The following is a 17551-nucleotide window of genomic DNA, read 5'->3' as shown; positions in this document are numbered from 1 at the left end:
GGATCGATCCGCAGCCATTGACGTCAGGGATCCCGGTCCGGCCGCCGGGCCGGGATCCCCCGAACCACCTTGCCGGCCGACATACGTATAGCGCACTGTGCGGCCCTGCCAGCGGGAGAGTCATCCATGAACATGCGTGAAAACGAGATCTACGACGTTGTCGGCATCGGTTACGGCCCGTCCAATCTGGCGCTCGACATCGCTCTGCGGGAGCGCGAGTTGGGCGGGCCCGGTAACGGGATCACCAGCCACTTCTTCGAGCGTCAGCAGCGTTTCGGCTGGCACCGCAACATGCTGCTGCCGTCCGCGACGATGCAGATCTCGTTCCTCAAAGATCTTGTGACGTTTCGCAATCCGGCGTCGGACTACAGTTTCGTCTCCTTCCTGCACGAATCCGGGCGGTTGGCGCAGTTCGTCAACAACAAGGACTTCTTCCCGACGCGCCTGGAGTTTCATCAGTACCTCGAGTGGGCGCAGGCGCGGGTGGCTGGCCGCGTCTCGTACGGCTCCAAGGTGACCTCGATTCAGCCCGTGCCGGACGACGTCACGGGCCTGCCGGAACGTCTGCGGCTGACCGTGCTGGACGGTGCCGGCGAGGCCGAACGCATGGTCGAGGCCCGGAATGTGGTGATCTCGACCGGCCTGGTTCCGCGGATGCTCGCCGGTCTGAAGAGTGACGACCGGGTGTGGCACAGCTCGGAGTTCCTCTACAAGTTCCACCGGATGGACCCGAAGAGCTTGCGCCGGGTCGCGGTCGTCGGCGCCGGCCAGAGCGCCGCCGAGATCACCCGGTTCCTCTACGACCAGCTCCCGCAGGCCGAGGTGTCGGCCATCATCCCGTCCTACGGTTACTCGGTGGCGGACGACACCCCGTTCGCCAACCAGATCTTCGCCCCGCGGGCTGTCGACGAGTACTACTTCGGCTCGGAACAGACGCGTGAGGCGTTCTGGCGGTACCACAGCAACACGAACTACTCGGTCGTCGACGACGACGTGATCCGGGACCTCTACCGCAGGCACTACGACGACGAGGTCCGGGGTGTCGAGCGTCTTCACTTCCTCAACCTGACCAGGGTCGACGCAGTGCAGCGCAGCGGCAGCGAGACCCGCGTCTCGCTGCGCGCCGGCCCCGCCGGCGAGCGCCGCGAGATCGAGGTCGACGCGCTCGTGTGCGCGACCGGGTATCACACGATGGAGCCGACGAACCTGCTCGGCGAGCTGGATCTGTACTGCCTGCGCGACGACGCGGGCCGGTTCCGCATGGAACGCGACTATCGCATCGTCACCGCGCCGGAGCTGCGGTGCGGCATCTATCTGCAGGGCGGCACCGAGCACACCCACGGCCTCAGCTCGTCGCTGCTGTCCAACATCGCCGTGCGAAGCGGCGAGATCGTCGACTCGATCGTCGCGCGCGGTCTCGCGCACGACGCCGAGCGGGCCATGCTCGCCGAGGCCGCGGTGGCGTCCTCCGGGCAGGCCGCAGGAGGTTTCGAGTGAGAACGCTGGTGAAGGACCGGTGGCTACGCCGCTTCCGCGACGGTGACGAGTGTTCGACGAAGCTCATCTGCTTCCCGCACGCCGGTGGCTGGGCCAGCGCCTACCGCACCTGGCCCGCGAACTTGCCGGCCGACGTCGGCGTGCTCGGTGTCCGCTACCCGGGCCGGGAGGACCGGATCGGTGACCCGTTCCCGTCCCGGCTGGAAAGCCTGGCGGACGACCTGGCCGACGCGCTCGACCATTTGGCCGGGCAGCGGCTGGTGCTGTTCGGCCACAGCCTGGGCGCGTCGGTGGCGCACGAGGTGGCGATCCGCCTGCAGCAGCGCGGGTTCCCGCCGGCCGCGCTGTGCGTGTCGGCCCGGCTGTCACCGAGGTCGCTCGCGAGTCAGCCGCGTCTGGTCGTCACCGACGACGAGCTGGTCGAGGAGATCGTGCGCCACGACGCCAGCCGCAGGGAGGTCTTCGAGGATCTCGAACTGCGCGAGTTCGCGCTACCGGCCATCCGCGCGGACCTCGAACTGGTCAACGACTATCGCGGCTGCCGTGGGCCCGTGCTCAACTGCCCGGTGTACGGCTACGTCGGCGCGGACGATCCCGCCATCAGCAAAGAGCAGATGCGCGGCTGGGCGGACGTCACCCGTGGCGCTTTCCGGCTCCGCGTCTTCCCCGGCGGCCATTTCTATCTCCGGACCTCCGAGGCTCATCTGCTGACCGACATGGCGGAGGCCTGGAGCCCGGGAGGCCGGCATGGGTTCAGCTGACGGTGCCGGCGGCACAGCGCCGTCCGGCCTGCTCGGCGGCCTGCTGCTGGCCCTGAGCGGCGCCGGCCGGGCGCTGCTCACCGGCTCGGGCGTCGAGGCGAACGAGACGGCGGTCGGTCTGTCCCTGCTCACCGGCCGGTCCCGGGTGATCGCGGCGGCCGGGTCGTTCCACGGCCCGGCCGTGGACGCCGCGGTGCCGACCGGCCGACCGGTGCGGCACGTGCCCTTCGGCGACGCCGAGGCGCTCAGTGCCGCGGTCAACCACGACACGGCGTTGGTGATTTTAGAACCGATCCAGAGCGGGAACGGCGTGGTCGTGCCACCGCCCGGCTATCTCGCCGCGGCGCGGGAGATCTGCACGACGGCCGGTGCGCTGCTCGCACTCGACGAGGTGCGGACCGGCTTGGGGCGTACCGGCTACTGGTTCCACTATCAGAGCGAAGGTGTCGATCCGGACCTCGTCACGCTGGGCCGGAACCTGACCAACGGCCTGCCGCTCGGTGCCTGCCTGGCGTTCGGGCGGGCGGCGGCGCTGCTCACCACCGGCACGTACGAGAACACCGCCGCCGATTCGGCCAGTTGCGCGGCGGCGCTCACCGTGATCCGCACGATCGCCGGCAGGGGCGTGCTCGATCACGTCAAGCGGGTCGGCGACCGGCTCCGCGGTGGTCTGGAGATGCTCGGGCACCCGTGGATCGCCGAGGTGCGCGGCGCCGGGCTGCTGCTCGGCGTCGAGCTGACCGAGCCGGTCGCCGGACCGGTGGCGGATCTGCTGCGCCGGGAGGGCTTTCCGGTCGCCGTGGTCCGGCCCGCCGTCATCCGGATCGCGCCGCCGTTGATCTTCACGATTGCGCAGGCCGATGCCCTCGTCGCCGAGCTGCCCCGGGCGATGGACAGCGTCTCGGCCGGCTCGGCGCGTTCCCCGCTGCTGCTGCGCGGAGCGGCCTGAGGCCCGCGATAAGGGGCGCCACCCCGGTGGTGGCGCGTCCGCTTTCGTGGGCCACATCCGCGCAGGTAGGGGGCGATAAGGAAGCGAAGGCGACGCGATAACGGTGGGGTCGACAGTGGTATCAGGCGCCGGGATGTCCGGTTGTCTCTCGGCCAAGCCGGCGTCAGGGGCCGGGATCGAAGGATTCGATAGGAGCGCCATCATGGATTTGATCGAGCGAGATGAGGCGGCTGCCCGCCTGGACGACCTTCTGGCCGCCGCGATCGCCGGCCGCGGTCGCGTAGCCCTCGTCACCGGCACGGTCGCGACGGGCAAGAGCGAGCTCCTGGCCGCACTCGCCGACCGTTCCATGGAGCGGGGTGCGCTGGCCGTCACCGCGACCGGCTCGGCGATGGAGAAGGACATGCCGCTGGCCCTGCTGAGCCAGCTGTTCCACGACGCGCCGCTGCTCGCCGAGGACCGGGACCGGGCGATGAGCCTGCTGCTCGAGGGCACCAAGGCCACGCTGGCCGGGGCGCGGCACGGCGAAGGCCGGCTGGACGCGCAGATCATCCAGGGGCTGTGCACCGCGCTGCTGGAACTGGCCGAGCGCTGCCCCCTCGTACTCCTCGTGGACGACGTCCAGCACGCGGATCCCGAGTCCCTGGTCTGCCTCACCTACCTGGCGCGCCGGGCCCGCCTGGCCAAGCTCCTGATCGTCTTCACGCACAGTACGTTCAGCATCGGCGCGGAGCCGGCCTGGGAGAACGACCTGGTGCGACCCGGTCACGGTGTCCGGATCAACCTCGAGCCGCTGAGCCGGGCCGGGGTGTGGAGCTATGTCGAGGACCGCGCCGATGCCGAGCTCGCCGACCGGTTCGCCGGCCGCTGGCACGAGCTCAGCGGTGGCAACCCGCTGCTGCTCGACGGTCTGCTCGCCGACCTGCACCAGGTCACCGCGGAGCTCGGGGCGGAGCCGGAGGAGGCGTTCGCCGGTGAGGAGTACGGCGCGTCCGTGATGTCGTGCCTCTACCGCAGCGACGACCGGCTGCTCCAGGTCGCCCGGGGAATCGCGGTGCTGGACGACGCGAACAGCCTGGACCGGCTGATCGGCATGGGCGCGCCCCAGGTCGCGCAGGCCGTTCGTGCGCTCACCACGGCCGGCCTGGTCGGCATGGGCGTCTTCCGGCACCCGGCGGCCCGCCTGGCCGTGCTCGCCGACGTGCGGCAGGACGAGAAGTCCGAGCTGCACGGTCGTGCGGCCGTGCTCGCGTACGACCGGGGCGCCGCGACCCGGGTGGTGGCCGAGCACCTGGTCAACGCCAGCGAGGTGCAGGAGACCTGGGCGTTCACCGTGCTGGAGGACGCCGCTCGTCAGGCGCTGCGCGAGGGCCGTGTCGAAGCCGCGGTCCGCTATCTCAAGCTCGCCTGGAAGGTCTGCACCGACGACCAGGACCGCCTGCGGGTCATGACCACCCTGGTCCGGGCCGAATGGCGGATCAATCCCAGCAGCTCAGCCGGCTATCTGCCCCAGCTCTCCGGTGCGCTGGAGGACGGCGCGTTGCGCGGCAGCGATGCGCTCGTGCTGGTCAAGGCGCTGCTCTGGCACGGCCAGCTGGCCGAGGCGGAGGACGTGCTGGAGCGTCTCATGGCGAACAGCACCGAGATGGACTCCGACACCGCTACCGAGCTCGCCATCGCCCGGCCGTGGCTGCGGTGCACGTACGCACCGCTGGCGGCGCACCTGCCGGCGGCGAACGCGACGGCGTCGACGGTGTCGGCCAGCCGCCGGTTGGCAGCGGCCCGGGCGCTCGCCATGGTGATCAGCTCGAACCCCGGCGCCGACCTCAGCGACACGCTGGAGCGGATCCTGCGCGGATCGCGGCTCGACGAGATGTCGCTGGACACCGTCGAGAGCGCGCTGCTGGGCTTGACGTATTCGGGCCACGCCGACAAGGCGGCCGGCTGGTGCGACCAGTTCATCGAGGAGGCTTACACCCGCCGGGCACCGAGCCGGCAGGCGCGCCTCGCTGTGGTCCGTTCCGAGGTCGCGCTGCGCATGGGGGACCTGCCCGCCGCGCTGAGCTGGGCCCGGACCGCGCTGGAGATCATGCCGCCGGCCAGCTGGGGTGTGGCGATCGGCCACCCGCTGTCCCTCTTGATCAACGCCTCGGTGGCGATGGGCAACCTCGACGACGTCCGCGAATGGCTCGACCAGCCGGTGCCCGCCGCGATGTACGAGACCCGCTACGGCCTGCACTACCTCCAGGCGCGGGGACGGCACAGCCTCGCGACCGAGCACCCCAACCTCGCGCTGCGGGACTTCCTGCGGTGCGGCGACCTGATGGCCGCCTGGGGCGTCGACGCTCCCGGCCTGGTCAACTGGCGTGCCGACGCGGCCGAGGCGTACCTGCGGATGGACCGCCCGCAGCAGGCTCGCAAGCTCGTCGAGATGCAGCTCGAACGGTGCACCGACCAGATGCCCCGGGCCCGTGGGGTCGGACTGCGGCTGCTGGCCGCCACCGAGCTGCAGCGGCACCAGCCCATGTTGCTGCGGCGGTCGGCCGACCTGCTGCAGAGCGCCGGTGACCAGTTCGAGCTCGCCCGTACGCTGGCCGCCCTGGCCGAGTCCTACGTCGCGCTCGGTGAGTCCCGCCGGGCCAAGTCGATCACCCAGCGGGCTCGTGCACTGGCCGACGCCTGCGCTGCTGAGCCGCTGAGCCGGCTGCTGGGCGACGGCGACGACCTGGACGACGCGGCCGCGGAGCTGAACGTCCCGGACGGGGCGACGGCAGTGCTGAGCATGTCTGAGCGCCGGGTGGCGGCGCTTGCCGCGCTCGGTTACTCGAACCGCGAAATCGCCGGGAAGCTCTACATCACTATGAGCACCGTGGAGCAGCACCTCACCCGCACGTACCGGAAGCTGAACATCCGGCGCCGCAGCGAACTGCCCACCAACCTGGACGCGAGCCTCGCCTCCGCCGTGTGAGCAACCCTGAGGCGGTCCAGGCTCCGACGGGCCCGGACCGCCTGCCGTTGCGGTGACCATGCGTAATCGATCCAGGGCCTAGCTCAGGCCGTCCACAGTCATCAGCGTTTGCAGCGACACACCGAGCCATTGCGGGGACGTCATGATCGAGGCCATCCTTCCTGCCGGCGTGGCGGCGGTCGACACGTTCGACGACCCGCCGGACGCGGTACTCCTGCCCGAGGAGGAGCTGATCATCGCCTCGTCGGTGGAGAAGCGCCGGCTCGAGTTCACAACCGCCCGGTACTGCGCGCGGGCGGCGCTGGCCCGGCTCGGCATGCCGCCGGTGCCGATCCTGGCGGGCCGGCTGAGGGAGCCGCTCTGGCCTGCGGGGGTGGTCGGCGCGATCACGCATTGCGCGGGTTATCGCGGTGTGGTCGTCGCGCGGGAGACCACCCTCGCCACGATCGGCATCGATGCCGAACCCAACGAGGCGATGATCAACGGCGTGCTCGACACCGTCGCCTCGCCCGACGAGCGCATCCACGTCGCCGAGCTGCTCAAGGCCCGGCCCGAGATCCGCTGGGATCGCATGCTGTTCTGCGCGAAGGAAGCCGTCTACAAATCGTGGTATCCGCTGACGCAGCGGTGGCTCGACTTCGAGGACGCGGCGGTCACCATGCTGCCCGGCTCGGCGGGCGCGATGACGGGTGAGTTCCAGGCGCGGCTGCTGGTGACCGGCCCGCGGCTGGGCGGCAAGCGGCTCGACGGGTTCACCGGCCGCTGGCTGGTGGATAACGGGCTGATCCTGACCGCGATCGCCGTGCCCGCGACGGTGGCGGTGCGACCGTCACCACCCCGCGCACTCGTCGGCGCCTAGCGTCGCTCTGGGTGACCTCGGCGAAGCTGATCGACACCAGGAATCGACCATCATCACCTGGGATTCCTCTGGTTATGAGTTCGGCAGTTTAACAGCAATCATCACCATCGACGACTGACCGCGTGTCCAGATTTTCATGGGCGAACAGGCCGCTGGAGGCATGGCCATCGGGTGGCGCGGCTAGTCATGCATCGAATAGCCTCCGAATCAATGGGGGTCTTCGCTGTCCTGCCTGTCGGTCTCGCTCGATCTTGCCTAGCTTTTCGTGGGCGCAAAGGGGGCGCCACCGGGACGCGTTGCCCTAACGGGGGAGGCGCAGGTGCAGGTTCTTGTCCTGGGTGCGCTCGAGATCGTCATAGACGGAGCTTCACTCGAGCTCGGCGCACAACGGCAGCAGATCATCCTTGGCACGCTGGCCCTCGAGGCTAATCGTGTAATCCGGATCACCCGCCTTATGGAGGCACTCTACGGTGAGGATCTGCCGTCGACGTCGCGAGTGCAGGTGCAGATCTGCATCTCGGCACTGCGCCGGCGGTTCACGGAGAAAGGTTTCGCCGATGCGATCGGCACCCGCAGTCAAGGTTACTCACTGCAACTGCCGGCGGGCAGCCTCGATCTGCATCGGTTCGAGGAGGCACTGACTCAGGCGCGCCAGTTCCGGGAATTCCGCCGGCTCGACGAAGCTGTCGTCAACTATCGCAAGGCCCTGGCCTTGTGGCGCGGCCCGGTGCTCGACGGGCTGGAGAGCCGGGTGATCCAGCAGGCCGCCGACCGCCTCGCGGAACGCCGCCTGACCGTCACCGAGGAGTGCCTCGATCTGGAACTTCAGCTCGGCCGGCACCGCGAACTCATCGACGAGCTGGGCTCCCTGGTCGACGAGCACCCCCTGCGCGGGCGGCTGCGCGAGCACCTCATGCTCGCGCTCTACCGATCCGGGCGGCAGGCCGAGGCGCTGGAGACGTACCGGGCGGCGCGCAAGCTCTTCATCGAGGAGCTGGGACTGGAGCCGAGCGAGGAGCTGCGCCGCCTCGAACACTCCGTGCTCACCGATGACCCGCACCTCGCTCTGCCGGAGCAGCCTGGCGCGTCGGTGTCCCTCACGCCGGTGTCCCCGCCCGCACCGTTGGTGCCGCCACTCGCCCCGATGCGAGTCGGCGAACCGATCGAACCGGCTGCGCCGGAATCGAGCCCGGCGTCACCCCCGCCGGCGTTCGCCGTGCCCGCGGTCGCCGAGATCCCGCCGGTCTCCGGAGTGCCGATCTCACCCGGTGGCTTGGCGGTATCGCCGGTACCCTGCCTGCTGCCGACCGACATCGCCGACTTCACCGGCCGCAGCCTGCAGATGGAAGCGATTCAGATGCAGGTGGAGGCGGCCACCGAGAACCGGTTGGAGTTCGCGGTCCCGGTCGTCGTGATGGTCGGCAAGCCGGGCATCGGCAAGACCACGCTTGCGGTGCACGCGGCGCACCGCTTGGCCGAGCGCTATCCGGACGGGCAACTCTTCGCCGACCTGCACGGCCGCCGGCCCGAGCAGATCGGCCCGATGCGGGTGCTGGAACGCTTCCTGCGCGCGTTGGGCGTCCCGGGCACCCAGATGCCTGATCTGCTGGAGGAGCGCGCCGAGCTCTATCGCACGTTGCTCGCCGATCGCCGGATGCTCGTGGTGCTCGACAACGCCGGAGGTGAGAGCCAGGTCCGGCCCTTGATCCCGGGCACGTCGCAGTCGGCGGTGCTGATCACGAGCCGGGGCCGGTTCGGCGGCCTGCCCGGCGCCGTCCACCTCCAGGTCGAAGTGTTCAACGCCGAGCATTCCGTGGAGCTGATCTCCCGGATCGCCGGCGCCGAACGGGTCGAGTCCGAGCTGGACTCCACTGCCGAGCTGGCCGAGCTCTGCGGGCACCTGCCGCTCGCCCTGCGCATCGCCGGAGCCCGGCTGGCCGCGCGCCCGCACTGGAGCGTCGAGCAGTTGGTCGACCGGCTCGCCAACGAGGCACGCCGGCTCGATGAGCTCAAGCACAGCGGGATGGGCATCCGGGCCAGCATCTCGCTGACCTACGACCACCTCGAGGAGGATGCGCGGCGGCTGTTCCGCCTGCTGACGGTCGTGAACTTCCCGCACGTGACGGCCTGGATCGCCGCCGCGCTGCTGGACGCCGACATCGATGACGCCCAGGACCTGCTGGACGACCTGGCGGACGCCCAGCTCATCGAGACCGGCGGCACCGGGCGCGGAGCCAACACCCAGTACCGGGTGCACGACCTGATTCGTGTCTTCGCCCGTGAGCAGCTGTTCGCCGAGGAAGGCGTGCAGGAACGCGCGGAAGCGCTGCGCCGGGCTCTCGGCGCGTTGCTGTTCCTCGCGCAGGAGGCGCACCGAGGAGTACTCGGTGGCGACTATCTGATGCTTTACAGCAACGCCTCGCTGCACGAGCTGCCCGCCAAGCAGACGCGCCGGATCATCGGCTCGCCGATCGCCTGGTACGAGCAGGAACGGCTTACGCTCGTCGCCGCTGTCCGGCAGGCGGCGCGAGCGGGCTTGGTGACACATTGCTGGGGTCTGGCGCTGATCTCGGTCACCCTGTTCGAATATCGGATCTATCTGACCGACTGGCGGGAGACCAACCAGATCGCCTTGGGCGCGGCGGAGCAGGCCGGTGATGAACGCGGCCAGGCGGCGTTGCTCACTTCGTCGGGGAGTCTGCTGCTCCGGGAGGGACGGTTCGCGGAAGCACTGGAGGCTCTCCAGTCGGCTCGCGGCCTGTTCGAGCGGGCGGGAAACGAGCACGATCTCGCCGAGGTTAGCCGGAACGAGGGTGTCATTCATCGGATGGCCGGCCGTTTCACCGAAGCGTTCGAGTGTTACACCACCTGCCTGGCGCCGTTGCGAGAAGTCGGCGATCTGGCGGCGGTGGCATTCGTCTTGCACAACATGGCGCACATCAAGCTGGAACAGGACGACTTGCCGGCCGCTCGGGCCTTCCTCGCGGAATCGCTGGAAGGTGCCCGGCAAGCGGGCAGTCGCAGGCTCCAGGCGCAGGTGCTGCACAGGCTCGGCGACACTGAGTTGCGGGCCGGCGAGCCGAAGGCGGCGATGGATTTCTACGGGCAGGCGCTGGCCATCGTTCGTGAAGTCGGCGACCCGATGGGGCAGGCCTTCACTCTGTACGGCTTGGGCATGGCGTACCTGCGGACCGGATCGTTGGTGGAGTGCAGCGCGGCGTTGACCGAAGCGCTCGAACTGGCCGGCGCGGCCGGCGAGCGGCTCATGGTGGCCCGAGTGTCCATGCTGATCGGTGAGCTGGCCATGGCTGAAGGCGATCCCCAGCGCGCGGTGGCCCACTTGCATCGTTCACTCGGGCTGTTCCGGGCGATTTCCTCGCCGGAGATGGAAAAGCGTGCGCTTGGTCTGCTGAGCGATGCGTATGCCTTGAGTGACCATTCGAATATGGTGCCGGCAAAGCCCGAGTAGTCATTTCTTTTATCGCACCGGAGGGCGTCGGCAGAACGAACGCCCTCCCGGTTGTCGTCGCTCAGCCCCACGGCATGGTGCCGTTGTTCGTGGTGGCCGTCGGGGCCGGCGTCGCGGCCGGGGCCTGCGGCGTTCCGGTGCTGTCGGCGTAGTTGACGACCGTGGTCGGAGCCTGGTCGATCGACGAGTCCGCCAGCGAGCCGAACGCGGCGATCGAGCCGGCGGCGAGGGCGAAGGTGAAAGCGGCCTTGACGATCGTGGTGCGGGCGATATTGCGCATGACGATACCTGCTCTTTCTGCTCTGGATTTCGGCTGAGCGATTTGCTCGTCGCCGTTGAGCAGAACGCTATGGGCGGGCCGCATCGCCTCGTTATCAGTGCGCAACGAATCCGCCATCGCCGGAGTTTCCCGCTTTTCGCGCCCGGCGATAACGAAAGGAAGCTCGGACGATAACGCGATGAAGGGTGCCTTGATAGAAGCTCGCACGAGCATCGTGAAGGTAATAGGAACGGTCCGGACAGGGAGAGGTGAAGACATGCGAGTCTCGTTGCAGGCTCTTGACGGCATCTATGGCAAGCCCGCGGTCGGTGCGCAGGCTCGCCTCGAGTTCGCGGTGGCCGGTCAGTGGTCGAAGGTCGCGCACGCGACGACCAACGAGGACGGCGTCATCGCAAGTTTCGTCGACAGGCAGCTCCGCCCGGGGCTCTACCGGGTCGTCGTCGACAGCGACCTCTACTACTCCGGGCTCGGCTTCACCGCCGCCTATCCGGAGATCGTCATCTCCGTCCGGGTGAGCGTCGAGCCGGACGACCACCAGGTTTCCGTCGTGCTGACCCCGTACGCATATTCGTTGTTTTTCGGCGATCGGGCCTGACCCGACACCGGTCGAGAGAGGAATGGCCGTGAGGAGCAACCCATCAACGTCAGGTCGCTACGCTCCGCCCGCTACGGTGGCCCTGGAGAACCGCGCCTGGCCGTCCCGCACGATGAGCCGTGCGCCGCGGTGGCTGAGCACCGATCTGCGTGACGGCAATCAATCACTGGTGAATCCGATGTCGCCGGACCGCAAGCTGGCCATGTTCGACCTGCTGGTGGGCATGGGCTTCAAGGAGATCGAGGTAGGTTTCCCGGTGGCCAGCCAGGACGACCACGATTTCCTGCGGATGCTCATCGAAGGCGACCTGATCCCCGACGATGTCCGCATCTCGGTGCTGGTGCAGGCTCGCGAAGAGCTGATCAAGGGCACCGTGGAGAGCCTGGCCGGCGCGCGCGCCGCCACGGTCCACCTCTACAACGCGACCTCACCGCAGTTCCGCCGGATGGTCTTCGGTATGAGCCGCTCGGAGTGCAAAGACCTCGCGGTGCAGGGCACCCGGTTCTTCCTGAAGTACGCCGATCGCCTGCTCGGCGACTGCGATCTCGGCTTCCAGTACTCGCCCGAGATGTTCGCGGACACCGAGCTGGACTTCTCGCTCGAAGTCTGCGAGGCGGTCATGGACGTCTGGCAGCCGGAGCAGAGCCGGCCGATCATCCTGAACTTCCCGACCACGGTGGAGCGGTCCACGCCGAACGTGTTCGCGGACCAGATCGAATGGCTCGACCGTAACCTGTCCCGGCGCGAGAACGTCTGCCTTTCCGTTCACCCCCACAACGACCGGGGCACCGGCGTCGCCTCCGCCGAGCTCGCCGTCCTGGCCGGCGCGCAGCGCGTGGAGGGCTGCCTGTTCGGCAACGGTGAGCGCGCCGGCAACGTCTGCCTCGTCACGCTCGGGCTCAACGCGCTGACCCACGGCATCGACCCGGGACTGGACTTCGGCGACCTGAACGGGATCCGCCGCGTCGTGGAGTGGTGCAACGAGATCCCGGTGCACCCGCGTCACCCGTACGGCGGGGACATGGTCTACACCGCGTTCTCCGGCTCGCACCAGGATGCGATCAAGAAGGGCTTCGACGCGCGGTCACGGGCGGTCGCGGACGGCGCGGATCCCGCCACGCTGGCCTGGGAGGTGCCGTATCTGCCGCTGGACCCGCAGGACGTCGGCCGCACCTACGAGGCGGTCGTGCGGATCAACAGCCAGTCCGGGAAGGGTGGCGTGTCCTACGTGCTCAGCTCCCGGCAGGGTCTGGAACTGCCCCGCGAACTGAGCGTCGAATTCGCCGCCCTGGTTCAGCGGACCGCCGATGAATGGGGCCGCGAGATCGAGCCGGACGAGATCGTCCGGATGTTTCTCACCGAGTACGCCTCCCCTCGGTTCCTCACGGTGCCGGTGACGTTCCGCAAGCCCGTACCGACCACCCTGCACGTGCAGGGGGACCCGTTCGTGGTGGGCAGCGACCGGGCCGACTCGCTCGGCGACCTCGGCGCCCATCTGGCGTCGTGGGGCCTGCGCGTGGACGAGATCCGCCGGATCGGCGCCGGTGCCGCCGACGCCGTCCGCGACGGCGTGGTCGTCTATGCGGACTGCACGATCGGCACCAGGACGGTCTGGGGTGCCGGCTCAGCCGCGAGTCTCGACATCGCGACTCGCTCGGCCGTGAGCGCCGCCATCACCAGGGCCCTGCGGACCTCGCAGCCGAATCGGGAGCCGGCGAGGCAGCCGCTTCTGGGCGCGGCGTAGACCTTTGCCGCCCGGCCACGGAGCCGAGTCCATCCACGGATCGAGGTCAAGGGAGTCCTCCTGTCATCAGAGTGAGGGGTGTACGGCGCGTTGAGCGGCTGCCTACGTTAGGTGCACGGTGCGACGGCGCGCCGGCCCGGCGGCCACAAGCGCGCCGCGCCACTCTCTGCAAGCCGGCCCCGCGAAGGCCGCGCCCTGAGAAACAGGTGACCCTGATGCCCATCGTTCAGTGCCCGGCGCTTCCCGCGCCGGACCGATCATCAACTTCGGCGTGATGACCAGCCCGCGCAATGGGCTTCTGACGTGGCTGCGGTCCGGGCATGAAGCCGGCGAGCTGAACCTGGTACTGATCTTGGCGATGGCATTGCCGTCCTCGGTGCTCTATTCGATCGGGTCCATCGGGCCCGAACTGACCTCGGCGTTCGACGTCTCCCGGTCGGCGCTCGGCGCGCTGCCCACGACCGTCTTCGGCACCGCCGCCCTGCTGTCCCTCTGGTCCGGCGGGGTGATCGTCCGATTCGGCGCCCGAGCCGCGCTGCTCGCCCTGTTCGCCTTCGCCGTGACCGTGTTCGCGCTGATGGGAGTGGTGGCCGGGCACCTCGGCCTGGCCGCGGCCATGGCGCTGTGCGGCGTGTGTCAGGCGATGTCGAACCCAGCCACGAACCTGGCGATCACCGAGAACGTCGAACCCGCGATGCGGGCCGCCGTCGTCGGCCGCAAGCAGGCCGCCGTGCAGCTGTCGGCGCTGGTGGTGGGCTTGGCCGCGCCGCTGCTCACGCACCTCGCCGGCTGGCGGGCGGTCTTCCTGGCCGGCGCCCCGTTCGCGGCGTTCGCGCTGGTGGTGACGATGCGTTCGGTGCCGGCCCGGCCCCGGGCCGACCAGCGGGTCAGCTGGCGGCCGAGCCGCCCCAACCCCTATCTCGGACTGCTGATGCTTTTCCTCGCGGCCCAAGGATCGGGTGTCTCGGCGGTGGCGACGTTCGTCCCACTCTATGGCCGGGAACAGCTGGGACTGGGCGCGGGTGTGGCGACGTTGTCGATCGCGGTGCTCGGCGTCGCCGGGGTGGCCTCCCGGTTGCTGTGGTCGCGTCGATGCGCGTCGCTGGAGCTGCTCAGCCCGTTGCTCGGCATGCTCGCGGTCGGTGCTGCGGCGTCGGGGCTGCTCGTCTGGTCCAGCGCCTGGCTGGGGCCGGTAGCGCTCTGGGCCGGCGCGGCCGGCGTGGGCGCCACCGCGGTCGGCGCGAACGCCGTGGTGATGGTGCTGGTCGTGCGTGATCGGCGCACCGGCCCGCTCGGGCCGGCTTCGGCTCTGCTGTCTCTCGGTTTCTTCGCCGGTTTCGTCCTTGCCCCGATGCCGTTCGGCGCGATCGTGGACGGCGTCGGCTACGGCCCGGCCTGGCTCGCGGTGGCGACGGCCTTCATGCTCGCGGCGGGCTTGACCCTGCTGCTGGTCCGCCGCGAACGCCCTGGTGACCCGCTGCCGCGGACGGACACCGACGCCGAAAGGCGGTGTGCTCCGACGGGGGCGCGGAGCACACCGCCCGGTATCGGGAGGTGGCGAGGAACGAGCCGTGGGGCGGGGGCCCCGCCCGGTGTCAGCGCGTCGTGCCGCAGAACACCGCTTCGACGAGAGTGTTCAGGACCGGCGGCAATGCCTCGGCCGGGTTGACGTCGGCGTCTCCGGTGGTCAGCCCCGCGGTGAGCGTCTTGCTGCCGTCGGCGTTGCTGTACATCAGTGCCCCGTAGCCGCCCGGGGCGCCGCCGTTGTGGTGATAGATCGTGATGTCGCCGCAGTCGGCCCCCATGTTCTGCACGAACACTCCCAGGCCGTAGTTGATCGGACCCGCGGGCTTGCGCATCTCGGCCAGCAGCGGGGCCGGGAGGAGCTTGCCGCCGTTGAGCGCCGTGAAGAACAGGTGCAAGTCCTGGGTGGTCGAGATCGCGCCCCCGGCGCCCGGCATCAGCGACAGGTTCTGGCGGGAGACGTCCACCACCTTCGTCTGATCGCCGTCCTGGTAGCGGTAGTAGCCGTGTGAGTACGGCTCGGGCAGATCCGTGGCATTGCCCGAGAGCACCGTGTCCTTCAGCCCCAGCGGTGCCAGGATCCGTTGGCGCATCTGCTCACCGTAGGAGTCGCCGGTGATCTCCTCGATCAGCAGGGTGGCCAGCGTGTAGTTGGTGTTGGAGTAGCTCCAGCCCTCGCCGGGCTCGAAGCGGGCCGGCTTGGAAAGCGCCAGCTGGACCAGGTCCGCTGCCGAGTGACTGTCCAACCGGGTGTCCACCCACTCGGGCCCGGTGGCGGCTACGCCCGGCACGACGGTCCCGTCGTCGTAGTACTCGCCGGTGTAGTTGAACAGGCCGCTGGTGTGCTGCAGCAGCATCCGTGCGGTGATCCGCTCGTCCAGCCCCAGGTCGGGAAGGTGATAGGCGACCGCGGCGTCCAAGCTGAGCCGTTGCTCGGCCACCAGTTGAAGGACGACGGTGGCCGTGAACGGCTTGACCACGCTGCCCGCCCAGAACTGGCCGTCGGTCGGCGGCCGGGCCGTCTCGCCTAGTTCGCGCACTCCGGCGGCGCCGACCCATTCGCCTTGCTCGTCGTGCACCCGCACGTGGAGTGAGGCGAAGCCGGCGTTGACGACTGCATCGACCGCTTCTTGCAGCTTTCGGCGCTCGGGCCGGCCGTTGTTGTTCGAGGTCATGGGGGGCTCCTTAGCGGCTCTCGGCGGTGATGTCGCCGTGTGCGGTGGTCGCGCGGATGTTCAGCGCGGTGGCGGCGCCGTCGGTGTTCTTGAGGGAGTTGCGAACGCGGCCGTACGTGGTGCCGGCGTCGAGCGTGGCTGAGGAGCCGGGGGCCGCGCCGACCGTGATGTCGCCGCGCGTGGTGTTCAGCTCGACGGTGCCGGTCACGGCCTCGGAGATCTGCAGGTTGCCCTGCTGGGTGCTGATCTCGGCCGAGCCGCCCAAGCGGCCGACCGAGATGTCGCCGGACTGGAGGGTGAGGTGGGCGGTCGCGGTCTCGTCGAGCTTGATCGAGCCCTGCGCCGCCTCGATGGTGACGTCGCCGAGCCGCCCGACGCCGCGGAAGTCGGCGAGCGCGCTCTTCGCGTCGATCTTGGAGTCGGTGGGCAGCAGAACCGTCACCTCGACGGAACCGGAGCTGCCGAGGAGGCGGTTGGTCGGTTCCGCCGCCTCGACGCGCAGGGCACCGTCGGCGAAGGTGACCTCGATGCCGTCGGCCGCTTTGACATCGCTCTTCTTGCCGGCGTCCGAAGGCCGGATCTCGACCGTCGTGTCGGCCCGCTCGCCGGCGATGAACTGGATGCGTCCCGCGGGAACGTCGACCGTGGCCGAGACCGCGGAGGGGCTGTCGAACTTCTGGATGCTCTCGTTTCCCATGTCATAAACGCTACGTTGCCTTCAGCAAATGGGCAACATGCAACTCGCCGGATTTCGCCAAAACCACAGGTGAAACGGCTCGAATCATTGCAATGAGTCGGAAAATTATGCAACGGCACTTGGCGTGATGTTGCAATGGGTGGAGCGTGAACGCTATGGTGGGCCCGGTTGCGCCAGCATGAAGGAGGCTGCGATGCCGGGAGGCAGACTCACCCAGCAAGACCGTCAGCAGATCGCCGCTGGGCTGGCAGAAGGCCTTCCCTACGCGGCGATCGCCAGACGCCTCGACCGGCCGACCTCGACCGTCACCCGCGAGATCATGCGCAACGGCGGGCACACGAGTTATCGGGCCGACCTCGCGCACCACGCCACCGAGAACCGGGCGAGGCGCCGCAGCAAGAAGGCCGTACCCGACGCTCCGTCGCAGGCCGCCGGTCGCGACACCGACGCCGTCCGGGAGTACGAGGAGGCGTTCGCGTCCGTCTTCATGCAGTCCGGCCTGCCCAAGATCACCGCCCGCACGCTGGCCGGCCTCTACACCACCGACTCCGGCAGCCTGACGGCCGCCGAGATCGCCGGCCGTTTGCGCGTCAGCCCGGCCTCCGTCTCCAAGGCCGTAGCGTTTCTCGAAAGCCAGGGTTTGGCACGCCGCGAGCGAGACGAACGCCGCCGCGAGCGCTACATGGTCGATGACGACGTCATGTACCAGTCGGCGATGTCCAGCGCGCGGTCCACGGCCCAGCTCGGTGAGATCGCCCGCCAGGGTGTGAGCGTGCTCGGCCGCGGCACGCCGGCCGCGGCTCGCATGGAGAGCGTCGCCCGCTTCGTCGACTTCGTCTCCGAAAGCATCGCCCGCGCCGCAGACCAGGCCCGCCAAGTCCTCCACACAAGACTCGACTGAGCTACCCGGCGTCCGACGGTTTGAGGGCGGCTCGACAGGTGATGATCACCTGGTCCGCGGTCCCGGCGATGGGCGGGGATAGATGCGTGCCGAAATAGGCATTCACGCTACGTATCTTTCTCCACAGTGCTC

At 69.2% G+C, this 17551-nt stretch carries 13 protein-coding genes; 10 read left to right on the top strand and 3 right to left on the bottom strand.

The features are described 5' to 3' along the window. Nucleotides 1-126: 126 nt before the first annotated feature. From JKJ07_RS39050 to JKJ07_RS39025, 6 genes are all read left to right on the top strand, one after another. On the top strand, nucleotides 127-1497 hold the full coding sequence (locus tag JKJ07_RS39050; RefSeq protein ID WP_236030612.1) for a lysine N(6)-hydroxylase/L-ornithine N(5)-oxygenase family protein: 1371 nt from the start codon (nucleotides 127-129) through the stop codon (nucleotides 1495-1497). Continuing rightward, complete coding sequence (locus JKJ07_RS39045) at nucleotides 1494-2258, top strand: thioesterase II family protein (RefSeq protein WP_307834634.1); 765 nt, start codon at nucleotides 1494-1496, stop codon at nucleotides 2256-2258. The genes JKJ07_RS39050 and JKJ07_RS39045 overlap by 4 nt, the downstream gene beginning before the upstream one ends. Next, nucleotides 2245-3207, top strand: a complete 963-nt coding sequence (locus JKJ07_RS39040; RefSeq protein ID WP_202997038.1) for an aminotransferase class III-fold pyridoxal phosphate-dependent enzyme — start codon at nucleotides 2245-2247, stop codon at nucleotides 3205-3207. Before JKJ07_RS39045 ends, JKJ07_RS39040 begins: the two co-directional genes overlap by 14 nt. 202 nt (nucleotides 3208-3409) lie before the next feature. Continuing rightward, nucleotides 3410-6175, top strand: a complete 2766-nt coding sequence (locus tag JKJ07_RS39035; protein ID WP_202997037.1) for a helix-turn-helix transcriptional regulator — start codon at nucleotides 3410-3412, stop codon at nucleotides 6173-6175. 142 nt (nucleotides 6176-6317) lie between these two features. Then, on the top strand, nucleotides 6318-7034 hold the full coding sequence (locus tag JKJ07_RS39030) for a 4'-phosphopantetheinyl transferase family protein (RefSeq protein ID WP_202997036.1): 717 nt from the start codon (nucleotides 6318-6320) through the stop codon (nucleotides 7032-7034). 319 nt (nucleotides 7035-7353) lie between these two features. Further along, entirely contained in the window at nucleotides 7354-10503 is a 3150-nt protein-coding gene (locus JKJ07_RS39025) for an AfsR/SARP family transcriptional regulator (RefSeq protein WP_202997035.1), read from the top strand. A gap of 61 nt (nucleotides 10504-10564) precedes the next feature. Here JKJ07_RS39025 and JKJ07_RS39020 read toward each other — a convergent pair whose 3' ends face one another. Continuing rightward, nucleotides 10565-11041: a hypothetical protein gene (locus JKJ07_RS39020; RefSeq protein WP_202997034.1), complete on the bottom strand. Its 477-nt coding sequence runs from the start codon at nucleotides 11039-11041 to the stop codon at nucleotides 10565-10567. Between JKJ07_RS39020 and JKJ07_RS39015 the strand changes: the two genes are divergently transcribed. The 3 genes from JKJ07_RS39015 to JKJ07_RS39005 all read left to right on the top strand — a co-directional run bounded on the left by JKJ07_RS39015 (nucleotide 11040) and on the right by JKJ07_RS39005 (nucleotide 14791). Beyond that, a complete protein-coding gene (locus JKJ07_RS39015) occupies nucleotides 11040-11378 on the top strand; it encodes a hydroxyisourate hydrolase (protein ID WP_202997033.1) in 339 nt (112 codons plus the stop codon). The genes JKJ07_RS39020 and JKJ07_RS39015 overlap by 2 nt on opposite strands. A 22-nt stretch (nucleotides 11379-11400) precedes the next feature. Beyond that, nucleotides 11401-13122 carry a 2-isopropylmalate synthase gene (locus JKJ07_RS39010; protein ID WP_202997032.1) on the top strand — a complete coding sequence of 574 codons (1722 nt, stop codon included), beginning with the start codon at nucleotides 11401-11403 and terminating at the stop codon, nucleotides 13120-13122. Nucleotides 13123-13480: 358 nt separating this feature from the next. Next, nucleotides 13481-14791: an MFS transporter gene (locus JKJ07_RS39005; protein ID WP_202997031.1), complete on the top strand. Its 1311-nt coding sequence runs from the start codon at nucleotides 13481-13483 to the stop codon at nucleotides 14789-14791. On the opposite strand, the gene JKJ07_RS39000 is transcribed toward JKJ07_RS39005, so the two are convergent. Both JKJ07_RS39000 and JKJ07_RS38995 read right to left on the bottom strand, forming a co-directional pair. Continuing rightward, nucleotides 14718-15821 carry a serine hydrolase domain-containing protein gene (locus tag JKJ07_RS39000; protein WP_202997030.1) on the bottom strand — a complete coding sequence of 368 codons (1104 nt, stop codon included), beginning with the start codon at nucleotides 15819-15821 and terminating at the stop codon, nucleotides 14718-14720. The genes JKJ07_RS39005 and JKJ07_RS39000 overlap by 74 nt on opposite strands. Nucleotides 15822-15831: 10 nt before the next feature. Then, on the bottom strand, nucleotides 15832-16518 hold the full coding sequence (locus JKJ07_RS38995) for a DUF4097 family beta strand repeat-containing protein (protein ID WP_236030611.1): 687 nt from the start codon (nucleotides 16516-16518) through the stop codon (nucleotides 15832-15834). A 193-nt stretch (nucleotides 16519-16711) separates the two neighbouring features. On the opposite strand from JKJ07_RS38995, the gene JKJ07_RS52475 reads away from it, so the two are divergent. Continuing rightward, nucleotides 16712-17419 (top strand): helix-turn-helix domain-containing protein, encoded by a 708-nt coding sequence (locus JKJ07_RS52475; RefSeq protein ID WP_202997060.1) that lies wholly within the window; start codon nucleotides 16712-16714, stop codon nucleotides 17417-17419. Nucleotides 17420-17551 lie beyond the last annotated feature (132 nt).

It is taken from the genome of Paractinoplanes lichenicola, assembly GCF_016785085.1.
GTDB classification, from domain to species: Bacteria; Actinomycetota; Actinomycetes; order Mycobacteriales; family Micromonosporaceae; genus Actinoplanes; species Actinoplanes lichenicola.
The sequence above is the reverse complement of the archived record's forward strand: the minus strand, read 5'-3'. Positions and strand labels throughout refer to the sequence as shown.